Origin of the sequence: Shewanella sp. SG44-6, from assembly GCF_014164185.1 — a bacterium.
In the GTDB taxonomy this organism is placed as follows: domain Bacteria; phylum Pseudomonadota; class Gammaproteobacteria; order Enterobacterales; family Shewanellaceae; genus Shewanella; species Shewanella vesiculosa.
On sequence record NZ_JACJER010000035.1, the window covers coordinates 1 to 15,147 of the forward strand.

The following is a 15,147-nucleotide window of genomic DNA, read 5'->3' on the forward strand; positions in this document are numbered from 1 at the left end:
GCTTAATTATGTTGCTGGTGGGCGTAGGCTTATATTGGCAAAGCGATATAGGTCAGCAAGTCAGTGGTATGTTGGTGATTGCATTGCTCATTGGCGTAGGAACATTAATTATGTCTCCGCTGCCTGTTGCGCTAGTGATAGAATGGGCTAAGAAGCAACCTCCCCATTCAGATCCAAAGGAATAATCATTGTCATTTATTATCCGTAAGGCGTTATTCACCGATGTTACTGCCATTGTGCAGTTAGAGCGTGCTCATGTAGATGATGAGTTGTCTGGTTCAGATAACCAATTACATGCTCATTCATTCACCAAAAGTGAGGTGGGTCAGCTAATTAATCAACATTGGTTTATGGTGGCAGAAGTGCAAGGGCAAATTATTGGTTATGTGATGGCCGCAAGATGGTCATTTTTTTCCGCGCAACCATTGTATCGCCATATTATTCAAAAGATTAAGTTCGCTGAGTTGGCTGGGCAAGCTTTATCGACGACCAATTCGTGTCAATATGGGCCGGTTTGGATCCAAGAGTCAAAACGTGGCCAAGGCGTGTTTGCGGCGTTAGTGAGTGAGTTAAAAAAACAAGTAAACACTAGCTTTCCATTTATGGTGACCTATGTTGCTGCAGACAATGCTCGCTCTTTAGCGGCACATCAACAAAAAGCTGCGATGACACAGATTGATCAATTTCGTTTTGAACAACGTGATTATTGTTTATTGGCCACCTCTACAGCCGATGTCATCAGCTAACTATGTCTTGGTGCGTGAATAAAGTGGTTATTAATTAGGAATATAATGAGTACTGACTTTGAAACCCTTTTTTCACCTTACCTTGGTTTAAGATTATCAGCATTTGACAACATGAAGCTGATTGCCGCGGTATTGGCTGAGGCAAATGAATCATATGATTGCATTGAAGCAAGTGTGCACAGTAAGGATAATCTACAAGTGCAGCAATCAGGATATTTTGTGCGCTGGCATGATAGATGGGTATTTTGTGGTTTAACCAATGACTATCATGCTGCAATAGCCTTATTTACTCAAATTGAGCAGATCAATATGGCATCAATTAGTGTCAAAGATGTGCCAATAATGAGTATGCAGCAAGTGTCATTTATGTGCATTGAAAGTGCGCACTTCGATCATTGTTAACCTATTTATTATACTATCTACATTTATGTTTACGCATTAGGATGATTTCGCTAAATCATTGATGTGCATTATTGCTCAGGGTTATTTAACTGCATCAGTACCAGTGGTCGTTCTTCAGAGTGGTAACGATAGTATAATTGGGTGATTTCTGCTGGTAACTGCGATATTTGCAGCGGTTCTATCGCCACAAAGTGCTGCTGTTGATATAAGCCTATTAACCATGGGTGAGCAAATAAGAAGCAATGTTTAGTCTTTAATCTAGGTGCAATAAACTGTAATAAGTGGCTTGCATGGTGTTGGCCACGATAGTCGGGGTGAACTAACAATCCATTTACCAGTTGATAGTGGCCTATCGGTTTGACTCTTATAGCGGCAATAATATTTCGCGGTCTGAATGTCGCCCTATTAACGTCATCACTTCTGTCTTGATTATCAGTAGCGTTTGAGTTTAGGTGATTAATAACTGCTATCGCTTCTTTTTGAGCTAATCGCGCATAAGGCATATGCTGACGATAGAATAATTTAATGGCTGACCATTCTTTTATTGCACAGAGCTTAATCGCTGAGAGTTTGCTTTCAGCAAGTTCAATCGCGTTGCCTTCTACAGCGGTAGGATGACTCGCAATCGACTTATTCGCAATTAAATCAGCTTCAATGGGTTCCGCCCCTACGGATGGCGGTGCAACAGCTTGCTTTGCTATTATATTTTTTTCTAGCCAAGTGGCTTGATACATAATGAGACCCAGTGTCGAGATTAAATCATTAGCTTATTACATCGGCTAGTGCAAATTGGATAGCGCCAATAACATAAAACCGCCAAATGGCGGTTTTATGTTTGATATCGTTTTAGCTTAGCCAACAAGCGTTAAGGCTATATCGATACCTAGCTTATTATAGTCCGGCATCAGCACGGAGAATCTCAGCTTTATCTGTCGCTTCCCAAGGGAATATATCGCGACCAAAATGGCCATAAGCTGCAGTTTGTTGATAGATAGGACGCGCCAAATCTAGCATTGCGGTTAAACCATAAGGACGCAGCTCAAAGTGCTGACGGATCAATTTGATCAATACTTCTTCAGACACTTTGCCAGTACCGAATGTTTCGATACTGATAGATGTTGGCTCTGCAACACCAATAGCATAAGACACTTGTAGCTCACAGCGATCAGCAAGACCTGCAGCAACAATATTTTTAGCCACATAACGTGCAGCATAAGCTGCGCTACGGTCTACTTTCGATGGGTCTTTACCAGAGAATGCACCGCCACCATGGCGCGCCATTCCGCCGTAAGTATCAACGATAATCTTACGTCCAGTTAAACCACAATCACCAACAGGTCCGCCAATAACAAAGCGACCAGTAGGGTTAATAAAGTATTTAGTGTCTTTGTTTAACCATTGTGCAGGTAATACAGGCTTGATGATGGTTTCCATTACGGCTTCAATCAAATCTGCTTGTGTTACGTCTTCACGATGTTGAGTTGACAATACAATCGCATCGATACCGATGATTTTGCCATCGTCATATGCAAAGGTTACTTGGCTTTTTGCATCTGGACGCAACCAAGGTAAAGTGCCGTCTTTACGCACTTCTGACTGACGCTTAACTAGCTTATGAGCGTAAGTGATGGGTGCAGGCATTAATACGTCGGTTTCATTGCTGGCATAGCCAAACATTAAGCCCTGATCGCCAGCGCCTTGTTCAGCAGGATCTGAGCGGTCAACGCCTTGATTGATGTCTGGTGACTGTTTGCCAATGGCATTAAGTACCGCACATGAATCAGCATCAAAACCCATATCTGAATTGGTGTAACCGATTTCGCGGACGGTTTTACGGGTAATTTCTTCAATGTCTACCCAAGCAGAAGTGGTGACTTCACCGCCCACTAATACCATACCGGTTTTAACATACGTTTCGCACGCAACACGAGCCTTTGGATCTTGCTCAAGTATTGCGTCTAATACCGCATCAGAAATCTGATCGGCGATTTTATCTGGATGACCTTCTGAGACCGACTCAGAGGTAAACAAGTGCTTTGCCATAATAGGAAAATCTCGTTGGTTGCATTTGAATATACGTCTAGACGTCTATTTTAGTCGAAATCTAATTTGATAACACCCCTTAATACGAATTTAAGCAGATAATTGTGCAGTAGTGCATGAATATTTTTTACTCTCTATGAGTGTGTTTAGCTAATGGGTTAATTAAACTGCTGATTAAATTAAGTTTTAATCATTTTTGTTGGTCTGCTTTAAACACTTTAGTGCCATTAATTGAACAATATTGAGGATGATTATGAGGTGTTAAGTGTTGAGACAAGTTGACGTTTTACTTACCCAGCGCTGTTTTCTAAGCTGACTGTCAATAAATAATTACTCAGTATGTAGATGTTCATTACGGGGCTTTTTGCATGTTATCTACCCAATAAACATCAGCGGCAAGACGACCTTAATAGGTAAAAGTGAGCTTATTACTGACTAAAAATGTAATGAGAGAAATTTTAATTTGCGTCACATCGCCTTGTAGGGGAAAATATGGCTTCACAATTGCCCGCTAGACCTTACAAACAAGCAGGAGAGAGCATGTCATCTCGTAAAGTACTCGCTAACGCTATTCGCGCCTTAAGTATGGATGCGGTTCAAAAAGCCAATTCTGGTCATCCAGGTGCCCCAATGGGTATGGCTGATATCGCCGAAGTGCTATGGAATGATTTTCTAAAGCACAATCCAACTAATCCTAACTGGGTCGATCGCGATCGTTTTGTTCTGTCAAACGGTCATGGCTCTATGCTTATCTACTCTTTATTGCATTTATCAGGCTATGAGTTGCCGATTGAAGAGTTAAAGCAATTCCGTCAATTACATTCAAAAACACCTGGTCATCCTGAGTATGGTTATACTCCAGGTGTTGAAACCACCACCGGTCCTTTAGGCGCAGGTTTGAGCAATGCTGTTGGTATGGCGATTGCCGAAAAAACCTTAGCGGCTCAGTTTAACCGTCCTGGTCACGATATTGTTGATCATTTTACCTACTGTTTCTTAGGTGATGGCTGTTTAATGGAAGGTATTTCTCACGAAGCCAGTTCATTAGCCGGCACATTAGGCCTAGGTAAGTTAGTGGCATTTTGGGATGACAACGGTATTTCTATCGATGGTCATGTTGAAGGTTGGTTCACTGATGATACGCCTAAGCGCTTTGAAGCCTATGGCTGGCATGTTATTGCTGATGTTGATGGTCATAATCCTGATGCCATCCGTGCAGCAATTGAACAAGCTAAATCTGTCACCGATAAGCCATCGATGATTTGCTGTAAAACCATTATTGGTTTTGGTTCTCCGAACAAATCGGGCAGCCATGATTGTCATGGTGCACCATTAGGTGATGCTGAAATTGCAGCCGCTCGTGAGTTCTTAAACTGGCCACACGCTCCTTTTGAAATCCCATCTGATGTTTATGCTGGTTGGGATGCCAAACACAAAGGTGAGGCAAATGAGTCATTATGGAATGACAAGTTTGCTGCATATCAAGCTGCGTTCCCAGAACTTGCTGCAGAATATGATCGCCGTGTTTTAAAGGGTGATTTACCTGCTGATTTTGAAGCAAAAGCACAAGCCTTTATCCAAGAAAGCCAAGATAAAGCCGAAGGTATTGCGAGCCGTAAAGCGTCTCAAAATGCGATTGGTTTCTTTGGTGCTATGTTGCCAGAATTACTTGGCGGTAGCGCAGACTTAGCCGGTTCTAACTTAACGCTTTGGTCTGGCTCAAAAGGTATTCAAGACGATCCTGCCGGTAACTACATCTATTACGGTGTACGTGAATTCGGTATGAGCGGTATTATGAACGGTGCGTCGTTGCATGGTGGTTTTATTAACTATGGCGCTACCTTCATGATGTTTATGGAATACGCGCGTAACGCAGTACGTATGTCAGCATTAATGGGTATTCAAAACATTTTCGTTTATACCCATGACTCTATTGGTCAAGGCGAAGATGGTCCAACGCATCAGCCGATTGAGCAATTAGCTAACTTACGTTTAACGCCAAATATGGCAGTATGGCGTCCATGTGATGCAGCAGAAACGGCTGTTTCATGGAAGGCGGCAATTGAGCGCCGTGATGCACCAACATCATTAGTTTTCAGTCGTCAGGGTCTTAAGGCTCAAGCGCGTACTGCGGAGCAATTAGCTAACGTTGCTAAAGGCGGTTATGTACTGTCTGATTGTCAAGGCACTGCTGATGTGATCTTAATTGCAACCGGTAGCGAAGTGCAATTAGCCATGGATTCAGCCGCTGAGTTAAGCAAACTCGGCCAGAAAGTGCGCGTGGTTTCTATGCCTTCTACGACTGAGTTTGATAAGCAAGATGCTGCTTACAAAGAATCTGTATTACCAAAAGGTGTCACTAAGCGTGTTGCTATTGAAGCTGCGCATACTGATTTCTGGTACAAATACATTGGTTTTGAGGGCGGTGTTGTTGGCATGACGACCTTCGGTGAGTCTGCTCCTGGTGGTGATTTACTTAAGCATTTCGGCTTCACTGTTGATAATGTAGTAAAAACTGTCCAATCTTTAGGATAATCATCTGAGATTAAACACTTATCTATTAAGTGTTTAATCTGTATAATAACGGCTTGCAATATGATTGCAGGCCGTTTTTTTATGTCTTTTATTCACGTAAAATAATATATGCTAAATCACTTATATTTCAGTATTTTATCATGGTTGATTAAATAATAAGTGCCTAGGTTAATTACTCTGGACCCTAAATGATTCGAGTTGCAATTAATGGTTATGGCCGGATTGGCCGCTCAATACTTCGTGCCTTGTATGAGTCAGGAAAACGTCAACAGATCCAAATTGTGGCAATCAATGAGTTGGCAAAGCCAGAAGCCATTTGTCATTTAACTCAGTATGACACCACTCATGGTCGTTTTAAGCATACCGTTAAGCTAAAGGATGATCAGTTACTGATTGGTGACGACAGTATTTTGTTGCTCAATCAAGCAGATGCTAAGTTACTACCTTGGGCTGAACTTGATATTGATATCGTCTATGAGGCCACAGGCAGTTTAATCGACCGTCAAGCTTGCGAAGCACACATTTACGCTGGCGCTAAACAAGTACTTATTAGCCATCCTTCCTCTGCAGATGTTGATGCCACTATTGTGTATGGCGTTAATCATGATTTGTTACGCCCAGAGCATAGTGTTATTTCTAACGCTTCTTGCACCACTAATTGTATTGTTCCAGTCATCGATGTTCTCGATAAGCATTTTGAAGTCAAAAGTGGTGCTATTACTACAATTCACTCGGCGATGAATGATCAGCAGGTTATTGATGCTTACCATGATGATCTGCGCAGAACGCGCGCCGCAGGTCAGTCTATTATTCCGGTTGACACTAAATTAGCTCGCGGTATTGAACGTATTCTGCCGCACATGAAAGATAAGTTTGAAGCCATTTCCGTGCGGGTGCCAACCATAAATGTGACCGCGATCGACTTATCTGTCACGCTTGAGAAAAAAGTTAATATTGAACAGATTAACAGTGTGTTACAACGTGCCTCAAACGGCAGTTTTAATGGTATTTTAGGCTATACTGACGAGCCGTTGGTATCGTGCGACTTTAACCATGATCCCCGTTCAAGTATTGTTGATGGTACTCAAACTCGTGTCAGCGCAGGCCACTTGGTCAAATTATTATTATGGTGCGACAACGAATGGGGTTTTGCTAACCGCATGTTAGATACCAGTTTAGCGATGATCCAAGCAAAACTGGACCAATAACCTTAATCACATTTTGAGTAATGGGTGTTAACCGATTACACAGTAAAAATTTTGTTTTAACTTAAAAAGGAAAGGCTAATTATGGCAATTATAAACATGACAGATTTAGATCTACAAAATAAGCGCGTGCTTATTCGCGAAGATTTAAACGTGCCTGTCAGTGACGGTGTGGTGACCAGTGATGCGCGTTTACGTGCGTCATTACCAACGATTCAACTCGCATTAAAGAAAGGCGCTGCCGTAATGGTAATGTCGCATTTAGGTCGCCCAACAGAAGGCGAGTTTAATTCTGAGTATTCAATGCAACCGGTAGTGGACTATCTAGTTAAAGCACTTGATTGCCCAGTGCGTCTGGTCAGTGACTACCTTGATGGCGTTGACGTTAATGTTGGTGAAGTTGTGGTATTTGAAAACGTTCGCTTCAATGTGGGCGAAGGCAAAAACGATGACACATTAGCGAAGAAAATGGCGGCATTATGTGACGTGTATGTCATGGATGCATTCGGTACCGCTCACCGTGCTCAGGCTTCTACTCATGGCGTTGGTGTGTATGCTCCTGTTGCTTGTGCCGGTCCGTTATTGGCCCAAGAATTAGATGCATTAGGCAAAGCACTGGATAATCCTGCCCGTCCAATGGTGGCGATAGTGGGTGGCTCTAAAGTATCGACCAAATTAACTGTCCTTGAAAGCTTATCGACCAAAGTTGACCAATTAGTTGTCGGCGGCGGTATTGCCAATACTTTTATTGCAGCAGCAGGTTATAAAGTGGGTAAGTCACTGTATGAGGCTGATTTAGTTGAAGAGGCTAAACGTCTTGTGGCTAACGCTCGAAGCCGTGGTGGTGATATTCCTGTACCAACCGATGTGGTTGTTGCCAGTGAATTTAGCCCGACAGCGGCCGCGACACTGAAATCTGTCAGTGATGTTACTGACAGCGACATGATTTTCGATATTGGTCCAGACAGTGCTGAAGCTCTGGCTAAGATAATTGAGCAAGCTGGTACCATAGTCTGGAATGGTCCTGTGGGCGTGTTTGAATTCGATCAATTTGGTGAAGGTACTAAGCGTATTGCTGAGGCCATTGCTAATTCAAAAGCATTTTCTATTGCCGGCGGTGGTGACACTCTAGCGGCAGTGGATAAATACAATATTGCCGACAAAGTATCTTATATTTCAACCGGCGGTGGTGCTTTCCTTGAGTTTTTAGAAGGCAAAGAACTTCCCGCAGTAGCAATGCTTGAAAAGCGTGGCGCTTAGTCCACACCAAGTATTGATGCCGTAATACCAAATAATAACTATAAAAAAACTGCTCTACCACAGTGGCTGTTTAGCTGCGGTAGAGTAAAAAATCCGTCCAAACGATAGTGACCTAGGTGAGTAATCACCCTATTATTGGAGAACAAAAAATGGCTCTTATCTCTCTACGACAACTGCTTGACCACGCTGCAGAGCATGGTTATGGCGTCCCTGCTTTTAACGTGAATAACCTTGAGCAAATGCGTGCAATTATGCAAGCGGCTGAAGCGACCGACAGCCCTGTGATTGTTCAGGCTTCTGCTGGTGCACGTAAATATGCTCGCCCACAGTTTTTAAAATATTTAATGGCAGCGGCACTTGAGCAGTATCCTGATATCCCAGTGTGTATTCATCAAGATCACGGTACTGATCCTGACATTTGTCAGCGTTCAATTCAGTTAGGCATGTCATCAGTCATGATGGATGGCTCGCTAATGGCTGATGGAAAAACACCTGCGTCATACGATTACAACGTTGATGTCACTCGCCGTACTGTAGCATTTGCCCATGCTTGTGGTGTGTCTGTTGAAGGTGAAATTGGCTGTTTAGGCAGTTTAGAAACTGGCCAAGCGGGCGAAGAAGACGGTGTTGGGGCTTCGGGCATTCTTAGCATGGACCAAATGTTAACAACGCCAGAAGAAGCTGCGCGTTTTGTTGCCGATACTCATGTTGATGCATTAGCCATTGCCATTGGTACTAGCCATGGTGCGTACAAGTTTAGCCGTAAACCTACTGGCGATGTGTTACGTATCGACCGTATTAAAGAAATTCATGCGCGTATCCCTAACACGCATTTAGTCATGCACGGTTCATCTTCAGTACCGCAAGAATGGTTGAAAATCATTAACCAATACGGTGGTGAAATTCCAGAAACGTACGGCGTACCGCTGGAAGAAATCGTTGAAGGTATTAAGCACGGTGTGCGTAAAGTGAATATTGATACCGATTTACGTTTAGCATCAACGGGTGCTGTGCGTAAATTCTTGGCTGAACATCCAGCAGAATTTGATCCACGTAAATTCTTGAAAGCATCAATGGAAGCGATGGCTGACATTTGTACCACTCGTTATGAAGCATTTGGTTGTGCAGGTATGGGTTCTAAAATTAAGCCTAAGTCACTGCAAGCAATGTATAAAGCTTATCAATCTGGCGAACTTGATCCTAAAATCATGTAAACCTATTAACGCTAGTATAATAAATCAGCTCATTTTTTGAATGAGCTGATTTTTTTGTAACTAAATAACGAAAAATGTTGTTTTTTTAAACGTTATCCAGCATTATCCTCGCCTTAAAAATTGACGCTAAAACGTCATCATTTACCCATACAGTCCAAATCTGTTAGCCCACTTTATAGTTGAATTAATTCTATGCTTGTTAAGCCTAATGCCCCGTTATCGCTATTTTCATTGACTTGGCCATTATTTGTTGATTTTGCTTTACACTTTTTAACTGCCGCAATTAACACCTTTATGATAAGCCATGTGTCTTATCAAGGTGTGGCGGCGTTGTCTGTTGGTAACATGGTATTTGAACTGGCAATTACGTTATTTAGTTTCGTCAGTATCGGTGCCAGTGTGGTCATTACCCAGTATTTAGGTTCGCAAAATAAAGCTGCTGCAAGTGCCGTAGTGTATTCATCCATTGGCTTTAATTTTTTAGTTGGCTTGGTCGCTGCGATAGGTATTTTATCCGGTTCAACCATGATGTTGAATTTAATGAATTTACCAGCAGAGCTTATGGCCGATGGTAAGTTGTATCTCCAGATTGTTGGTTTATGTTTAATTCCTGAGGCGATGGCCATGTGCTTAGCGGCGGGAATGCGGGCACATGGTTTTACTCAGCAAGCCATGTGGGTGACGTTATCGATGAATATCATCACTTTCATTGGCAACTTACTATTACTTTATGGTTGGTTTGGTTTGCCACAAATGGGTGTCGCTGGTGTGGCTATTAGTACCGTGGCTGGGCGACTCGTAGGTGTGAGCATTATGATGCTATTGTTTGTGCGTTACACAAAAATCCCATTGCACTTGCCGAGTATTTTGCGCCCCAATAAAGCCATGCTGAAAAAGGTGTTTCACATTGGTTTACCTGCCGCGGGTGAAAACGTCTCGTGGATGTTGCAATTTATGGTCGTCACCTCATTTGTTGGCTTAATGGGCGATAAAGCCTTAGCAGCGCAATCGTTATATTTTCAAATCTGTATGTTTATTTTATTGTTCGGCTTATCTATCGGGATCGGTAATGAAATTATTATTGGCCATATGGTGGGGGCTAAACAATTAAAAGCCGCAGAGCAGCAAATGTATCGAGCATTAAAGTTAGGTCTGATTGTGACCAGTGTTGTGGCTTTATTCGCCGCAATATGGGGGCCAAATCTTGTTGCTTTATTTACGGATGAGCAAGATATTATTGTGCTGGTGGGGCAGTTATTTGTGATCACACTCATTATGGAACCGGGTAGAACCTTTAACTTAGTGGTGATTAATGCCTTAAGGGCCAGTGGTGACGCCAAGTTTCCTTTTTTCATGGGAGTGTTTTCCATGTGGTGTATTGCTGTGCCTGGTGCTTATTATCTTGGTATTCACCTTGAGTTTGGCTTGCTGGGCATTTGGGCTGCTTTAGCCTTGGATGAATGGGTTAGGGGATTAGCCATGCTATGGCGCTGGCGAAGTGGTCGTTGGCACAATAAGAGCCTAGTGGCCTAATGCTTGAGACAAGACTATTTTTTTCAATTTTGTGATCAAAGTGGTAATATGCGTGGAAATTTTAGACATACACCCTCCATTAGATTTTTGTAAATTGTAAATATAGGACGAAATGACATGAAAAAACTGCTAATTGCTGCAGCTATTACACTAACCATGCCATTTGCAGCACATGCTGGAAGTGAGTTTGTTGAAGGCGATGCGACTTTGGCTGGTGAGGCTGAAGTAGGTGCCACATTAACGACAGGTAACACTGATACTTCTTCGTTTAAAGCGCGCTTAGCGTTAAAGCAAGAATTGGGTAACTGGGAAAATCAGTATGTGTTAGAAGGACTGTACAAAGAAGACACTAAAGAAGTGACTGCAAAACGTTATTTTCTTGGGGTGCAAGGTAACTACCAGATTAATGATGTGAGCTATATGTTTGCTAACACAAACTATGAAGTGGATCCATTTACGGGTTACGATTTAACGTCTACCACGTCTGCCGGTTATGGTCATCGCTTTATCGATACTGACAGAATGTCTTTAAAAGCAGAGGCTGGTCCTGGTTATATTTACCAACAACTTGATGAAGAATCATCACTTGCTGAAGGTTACGATAGCCAAGACAGTATTATTGCTCACGCAGTTATCGATTTCCAAACTAAGATCAGCGACTCATCTAAGTTCCAGCAGAAATTTATTGCCGATTGGGGGTCTAAATTAGATGCTCGTTCTGAAACATCACTGACTGCCAATATTATTGGCGCATTAGCGATGAAGTTTGCCGTTATTGTTCGTTATAACAGTGAACCGCTTGATGATAAAGAAAGCACAGATACTGAAACAAACATGACATTACTTTATGCATTCTAAGTTAATGTTCAAGCGACATTAATACGTGTAGCGTTTAAAAAAAGCTGGCTTTGCCAGCTTTTTTTATGCTCGTTTGAAATGGTGTCATATCATCAGTCTTGATACTTAATGCGACCTTGCATGTCTCAATATGTTAGTACTATTTTATAGGCTACCTGTTATTGGTTCGACTTCTTGATCCCATCTCTCAATCTGAATTTTGCCATAGCTCCAATGCGGTAATTTAGTCCTTTCTACATTCATTATCGTGCAATTAAACCTCGCGCAAAAAAAACGCTATATTCGCGGACTGGTTCACGAATTAGTTATATTATCCGCAGGATAGTCGACTTAGCAGCCATTAGGTTCTCAGTTTGAGAGTATACTTTTTGTATCGGTCGATACACTGGAACAGTGCGATGCAAATAGGATGTTGTTGGTTCGACAGTACGCAACGATTATTGATAAATCAGACCTCCGCTGTGCAGTGGCATTTAAATGATCGCGAGTATTGGGTCGTGAGTCAATTAGTCCAGCATCGTGGTCAAGTCGTGCCGCTATCTATACTTGTAGCTGTGGCGATTTCAGCTGACAGCCCTCAGCCACTATCTCAAGTTGAGCTGCTAGAAATTATCGATAAAATCACTGATTATTTGTGTAACAACCATAGCAATCTTATTGAGTATGTACCTGATCAAGGCGTTATTTTATATGCTTTTGCAAGCGCCAAACACACCAAGATATTTGAGCAACCTAATAAGCTATTATCTGTAGGCCAGTATCTGTTTATTATTGTCATTATATTAAGTGTATTGTTATTTGTTTACTCTAAACTTAACCCTCCAGAGCTTACTCAAGCTGATGTAGTACAGCAAATATTGGCCTCAGATGGTCGTATTGTTCAGCTGTTTGTATTTGGTAATAATAATCCGCAAGATGCGCAATTACATGCGGATTGTTTATCTTCGCAATTACGCTTATGTCATCATATCCGCTGGGACTCCATCAATATGACATTATCATCTAATCAGCATTACGTTAGTTTTACCTTGGGTGACTCCACAGCAGAAATACCATTAGTGAATAGCATTAAAGTGAATGTTGATAATATGAGTGTGCCATTTATCACTCAAGAATGGCTATTAAAGGTGGCCATTTGTGGCTAGATCATCGAATCGATTGGCACGCATTAAGATGCGCAGATTGCTGCAGTCAAAACGCGGTAAACTTGTTTTTGTACTAAGTATTGTATTAATGATTTTTCTTATCACCAGTGTGGTTAATCGTATTGCCAATACTCATACGGTTTGGCATTTTGATTGCTATGCCGACAGTTATTTCAGTCATCAAGGTGAATCGTCATTAAAGGTTGATAAAAGTAATTTATGGTTGAGCTTAGACATTGATCACCATCAAGCTAAACTGATTTACAAGATTGAGTCATCGGTCCATGGTACTGAAATAGCCCAGCTAGTCGGTAAGGTTGACCATGTGGATATGGGCTCATTCACATATCATTTAGGATTAACTCTTCAGCCCACACTTTGGCAAACTAGCAGTCGATTAAAGCCCTATTTACACAATGAGTTCGGCATTATTGCCTCTCAAAAAATAGAGGGGGTTAGCATTGCTCAGCAAGTACAGGTGATTGACTTAGATAATGCCTTAACCAGTGCAACACTTAAATTTCTTCCCAGCAATAACGTTTGGTCTTGCCAGTTAAGATCGCCCGATACCGCTCACTGATTTTCATTGAATAAATTAACTTTTAGCTTAATATTGCCTTTGCGGTATAGTAGCTAAGCGTTAATGAAAAAAGGTGTGTGAAATATATAGTGGCAAAAGTTAAAGTAAAACAAGAAGAAGCGTTATCAATTAAGTTCAGTCATCAAATGGGCCCCGGTGATCAGCGGGTATTTGACCTGTATTTTTATTTGCCTACAGAAATGGGTATTGGTTCGCATACCTTAGATGAAGAGGACTATTATCATAGTAGTATCCTTGGGCGTCGCTCTTATTATTCTAAAGGGCTACATCTACCCTTAGTCCAGTCTCGTTTTGTTAGTCTAAACAAGCGTACCTTAGAAGAGTTTCGCTTGTATCTTAATTTATTTGCTTACCAATTTGCCGTTGCTATTGAAACGGATGTCAAAGAATTACAACAAAAAGTCGATCCTAATGAGTTTTATCCAGCCTTGGATGAGCTTTGCGATGTTGTGACTCAATTACTGAAAAAGTTTCGTCGCAATGCTCCGAGTGATCCTAAGTGGAAATCGTATTTTGAGCATGCCGATAATTATTTATCTTGGTTTTGTGAGCAGCAGTTATTAAAGACACTGGCGCGAAGCCCCAGAAGTGCTGATTTTAGTGATGTTAAAGACAAGGTATTAAATGCCTGTCGAGGTGAGAATCACTATAGAGAGCAAGAGTGCAAATACAATTCTGTGCAAACTCAGCTAGATGCTAATCGAATTTCCAATAAAATGCTCTTGTTAAGACGCTTAATCCAACAAGGTGTGGTGTTAAAAGAAGAGTTAAAACCCTTAGGTGTCGGTCTCAAAAAATTTGTTACTGGAGTCGCTACTGGGATGGTGATGTTGGTGGTGTCGGCATTGATTATTAAAGCCCAAGGTTTTTTTAATGAATTAACCATGACCCTGTTGTTAACATTAGCGGTAATTTATGGTTTCAGGGAAATATTTAAAGAGGATTTTCGTAATGCGATGTGGCGTTACATCCAACGTGGCCGTCCAAGATGGAGCCGTATTTTACGTGATACCACTACTCAAACCGTAGTTGCTAAGCAGTTAGTTTGGCTCGAATTTATGCGTAGTCAAGATATTCCCAAAGCGGTTTCGGATATCATGAGACAACGTCACAGTCAGAATAAAGTCGACTCAGAAGTGCTGCATTATCGCATTGCGACTAAGGTGACAAATAAGCCTTTTGAGGCCGATTATTCTCAAATACAAGAACAAGTGAACTTCAGCTTAGTTCCTTTTGCCCGTCATCTAGAGCGAGGCAAAGCCAAAATATACTCAGAAAGTGAAGGTAATATTAGTAATGAGTCTGTTGAACGTCGTTATCAAGTTAACCTGGTTGCTGTGCTCCGTGATGGCAAGGAACAACCTGAATATGCTCGTTTTAAAGTGACCATGAACCGTTCAAGTATTGTGGAAATTAATGAAAGTAAACTGCCTGATAACGTTCAACCTTTCAGATTAGAGTCTGACGAAGTCCTTCCTGAAGTCGTTAGCCCTGCGCAGTCGCACACTTAAGTTACTCAGGAATATGGCCATTGATGTCCCATTTCCTGGTACGTTATCAAGGCTGTCAACAAACACATCACCTGACGTTAAGCCATGCTTTGTT

The 15,147-nt window shown here is 41.7% G+C and carries 14 protein-coding genes; 12 read left to right on the forward strand and 2 right to left on the reverse strand.

The genetic code is table 11. The annotated features are described in order from the left end of the window. From H5185_RS08370 to H5185_RS08380, 3 genes are all read left to right on the forward strand, one after another. On the forward strand, nucleotides 1-185 hold a 185-nt coding region (locus H5185_RS08370), incomplete at its 5' end, for a hypothetical protein (RefSeq protein WP_182741816.1). A gap of 3 nt (nucleotides 186-188) precedes the next feature. Further along, nucleotides 189-746 carry a GNAT family N-acetyltransferase gene (locus H5185_RS08375; protein WP_182741817.1) on the forward strand — a complete coding sequence of 186 codons (558 nt, stop codon included), beginning with the start codon at nucleotides 189-191 and terminating at the stop codon, nucleotides 744-746. Nucleotides 747-791: 45 nt separating this feature from the next. Continuing rightward, on the forward strand, nucleotides 792-1,148 hold the full coding sequence (locus tag H5185_RS08380; protein WP_182741818.1) for a hypothetical protein: 357 nt from the start codon (nucleotides 792-794) through the stop codon (nucleotides 1,146-1,148). 68 nt (nucleotides 1,149-1,216) lie between these two features. Here the strand turns inward: H5185_RS08380 and H5185_RS08385 are convergent, their stop codons facing one another. Continuing rightward, nucleotides 1,217-1,882 carry a GNAT family N-acetyltransferase gene (locus tag H5185_RS08385; protein ID WP_182741819.1) on the reverse strand — a complete coding sequence of 222 codons (666 nt, stop codon included), beginning with the start codon at nucleotides 1,880-1,882 and terminating at the stop codon, nucleotides 1,217-1,219. A gap of 157 nt (nucleotides 1,883-2,039) precedes the next feature. Further along, nucleotides 2,040-3,191 (reverse strand): methionine adenosyltransferase, encoded by a 1,152-nt coding sequence (metK, locus tag H5185_RS08390; protein WP_124018039.1) that lies wholly within the window; start codon nucleotides 3,189-3,191, stop codon nucleotides 2,040-2,042. Nucleotides 3,192-3,731: 540 nt separating this feature from the next. On the opposite strand from metK, the gene tkt reads away from it, so the two are divergent. The 9 genes from tkt to H5185_RS08435 all read left to right on the forward strand — a co-directional run bounded on the left by tkt (nucleotide 3,732) and on the right by H5185_RS08435 (nucleotide 15,053). Continuing rightward, the gene (gene tkt, locus H5185_RS08395; protein ID WP_124018038.1) at nucleotides 3,732-5,726 is read left to right on the forward strand and encodes a transketolase; all 1,995 of its coding nucleotides are present in this window, start codon (nucleotides 3,732-3,734) and stop codon (nucleotides 5,724-5,726) included. Nucleotides 5,727-5,914: 188 nt separating this feature from the next. Next, nucleotides 5,915-6,934 carry an erythrose-4-phosphate dehydrogenase gene (epd, locus tag H5185_RS08400; RefSeq protein ID WP_124018037.1) on the forward strand — a complete coding sequence of 340 codons (1,020 nt, stop codon included), beginning with the start codon at nucleotides 5,915-5,917 and terminating at the stop codon, nucleotides 6,932-6,934. Between the two features lie 81 nt (nucleotides 6,935-7,015). Continuing rightward, complete coding sequence (locus tag H5185_RS08405) at nucleotides 7,016-8,191, forward strand: phosphoglycerate kinase (protein WP_124018036.1); 1,176 nt, start codon at nucleotides 7,016-7,018, stop codon at nucleotides 8,189-8,191. A 149-nt stretch (nucleotides 8,192-8,340) separates the two neighbouring features. After that, complete coding sequence (gene fba, locus H5185_RS08410) at nucleotides 8,341-9,405, forward strand: class II fructose-bisphosphate aldolase (RefSeq protein ID WP_124018035.1); 1,065 nt, start codon at nucleotides 8,341-8,343, stop codon at nucleotides 9,403-9,405. 192 nt (nucleotides 9,406-9,597) lie between these two features. Next, nucleotides 9,598-10,938 (forward strand): MATE family efflux transporter, encoded by a 1,341-nt coding sequence (locus H5185_RS08415; RefSeq protein WP_182741820.1) that lies wholly within the window; start codon nucleotides 9,598-9,600, stop codon nucleotides 10,936-10,938. A gap of 117 nt (nucleotides 10,939-11,055) precedes the next feature. Next, complete coding sequence (locus H5185_RS08420; RefSeq protein WP_124018033.1) at nucleotides 11,056-11,796, forward strand: DUF481 domain-containing protein; 741 nt, start codon at nucleotides 11,056-11,058, stop codon at nucleotides 11,794-11,796. A gap of 398 nt (nucleotides 11,797-12,194) precedes the next feature. Beyond that, nucleotides 12,195-12,941: a hypothetical protein gene (locus H5185_RS08425; protein WP_182741821.1), complete on the forward strand. Its 747-nt coding sequence runs from the start codon at nucleotides 12,195-12,197 to the stop codon at nucleotides 12,939-12,941. Continuing rightward, the gene (locus tag H5185_RS08430) at nucleotides 12,934-13,521 is read left to right on the forward strand and encodes a hypothetical protein (RefSeq protein ID WP_182741822.1); all 588 of its coding nucleotides are present in this window, start codon (nucleotides 12,934-12,936) and stop codon (nucleotides 13,519-13,521) included. The genes H5185_RS08425 and H5185_RS08430 overlap by 8 nt, the downstream gene beginning before the upstream one ends. Nucleotides 13,522-13,610: 89 nt before the next feature. Beyond that, nucleotides 13,611-15,053, forward strand: coding sequence for a hypothetical protein (locus tag H5185_RS08435; protein ID WP_182722306.1), 1,443 nt, complete (start codon nucleotides 13,611-13,613; stop codon nucleotides 15,051-15,053). Nucleotides 15,054-15,147: the final 94 nt, after the last annotated feature.

Excerpts from the sequence above, each read along its gene's own strand:
- epd (WP_124018037.1), top strand. The coding sequence starts at position 5,915 with ATGATTCGAGTTGCAATTAATGGTTATGGCCGGATTGGCCGCTCAATA.
- H5185_RS08425 (WP_182741821.1), top strand. The coding sequence starts at position 12,195 with ATGCAAATAGGATGTTGTTGGTTCGACAGTACGCAACGATTATTGATA.
- H5185_RS08380 (WP_182741818.1), top strand. The coding sequence starts at position 792 with ATGAGTACTGACTTTGAAACCCTTTTTTCACCTTACCTTGGTTTAAGA.
- H5185_RS08415 (WP_182741820.1), top strand. The coding sequence starts at position 9,598 with ATGCTTGTTAAGCCTAATGCCCCGTTATCGCTATTTTCATTGACTTGG.
- tkt (WP_124018038.1), top strand. The coding sequence starts at position 3,732 with ATGTCATCTCGTAAAGTACTCGCTAACGCTATTCGCGCCTTAAGTATG.
- fba (WP_124018035.1), top strand. The coding sequence starts at position 8,341 with ATGGCTCTTATCTCTCTACGACAACTGCTTGACCACGCTGCAGAGCAT.
- H5185_RS08420 (WP_124018033.1), top strand. The coding sequence starts at position 11,056 with ATGAAAAAACTGCTAATTGCTGCAGCTATTACACTAACCATGCCATTT.
- H5185_RS08385 (WP_182741819.1), bottom strand. The coding sequence starts at position 1,882 with ATGTATCAAGCCACTTGGCTAGAAAAAAATATAATAGCAAAGCAAGCT.
- H5185_RS08405 (WP_124018036.1), top strand. The coding sequence starts at position 7,016 with ATGGCAATTATAAACATGACAGATTTAGATCTACAAAATAAGCGCGTG.
- metK (WP_124018039.1), bottom strand. The coding sequence starts at position 3,191 with ATGGCAAAGCACTTGTTTACCTCTGAGTCGGTCTCAGAAGGTCATCCA.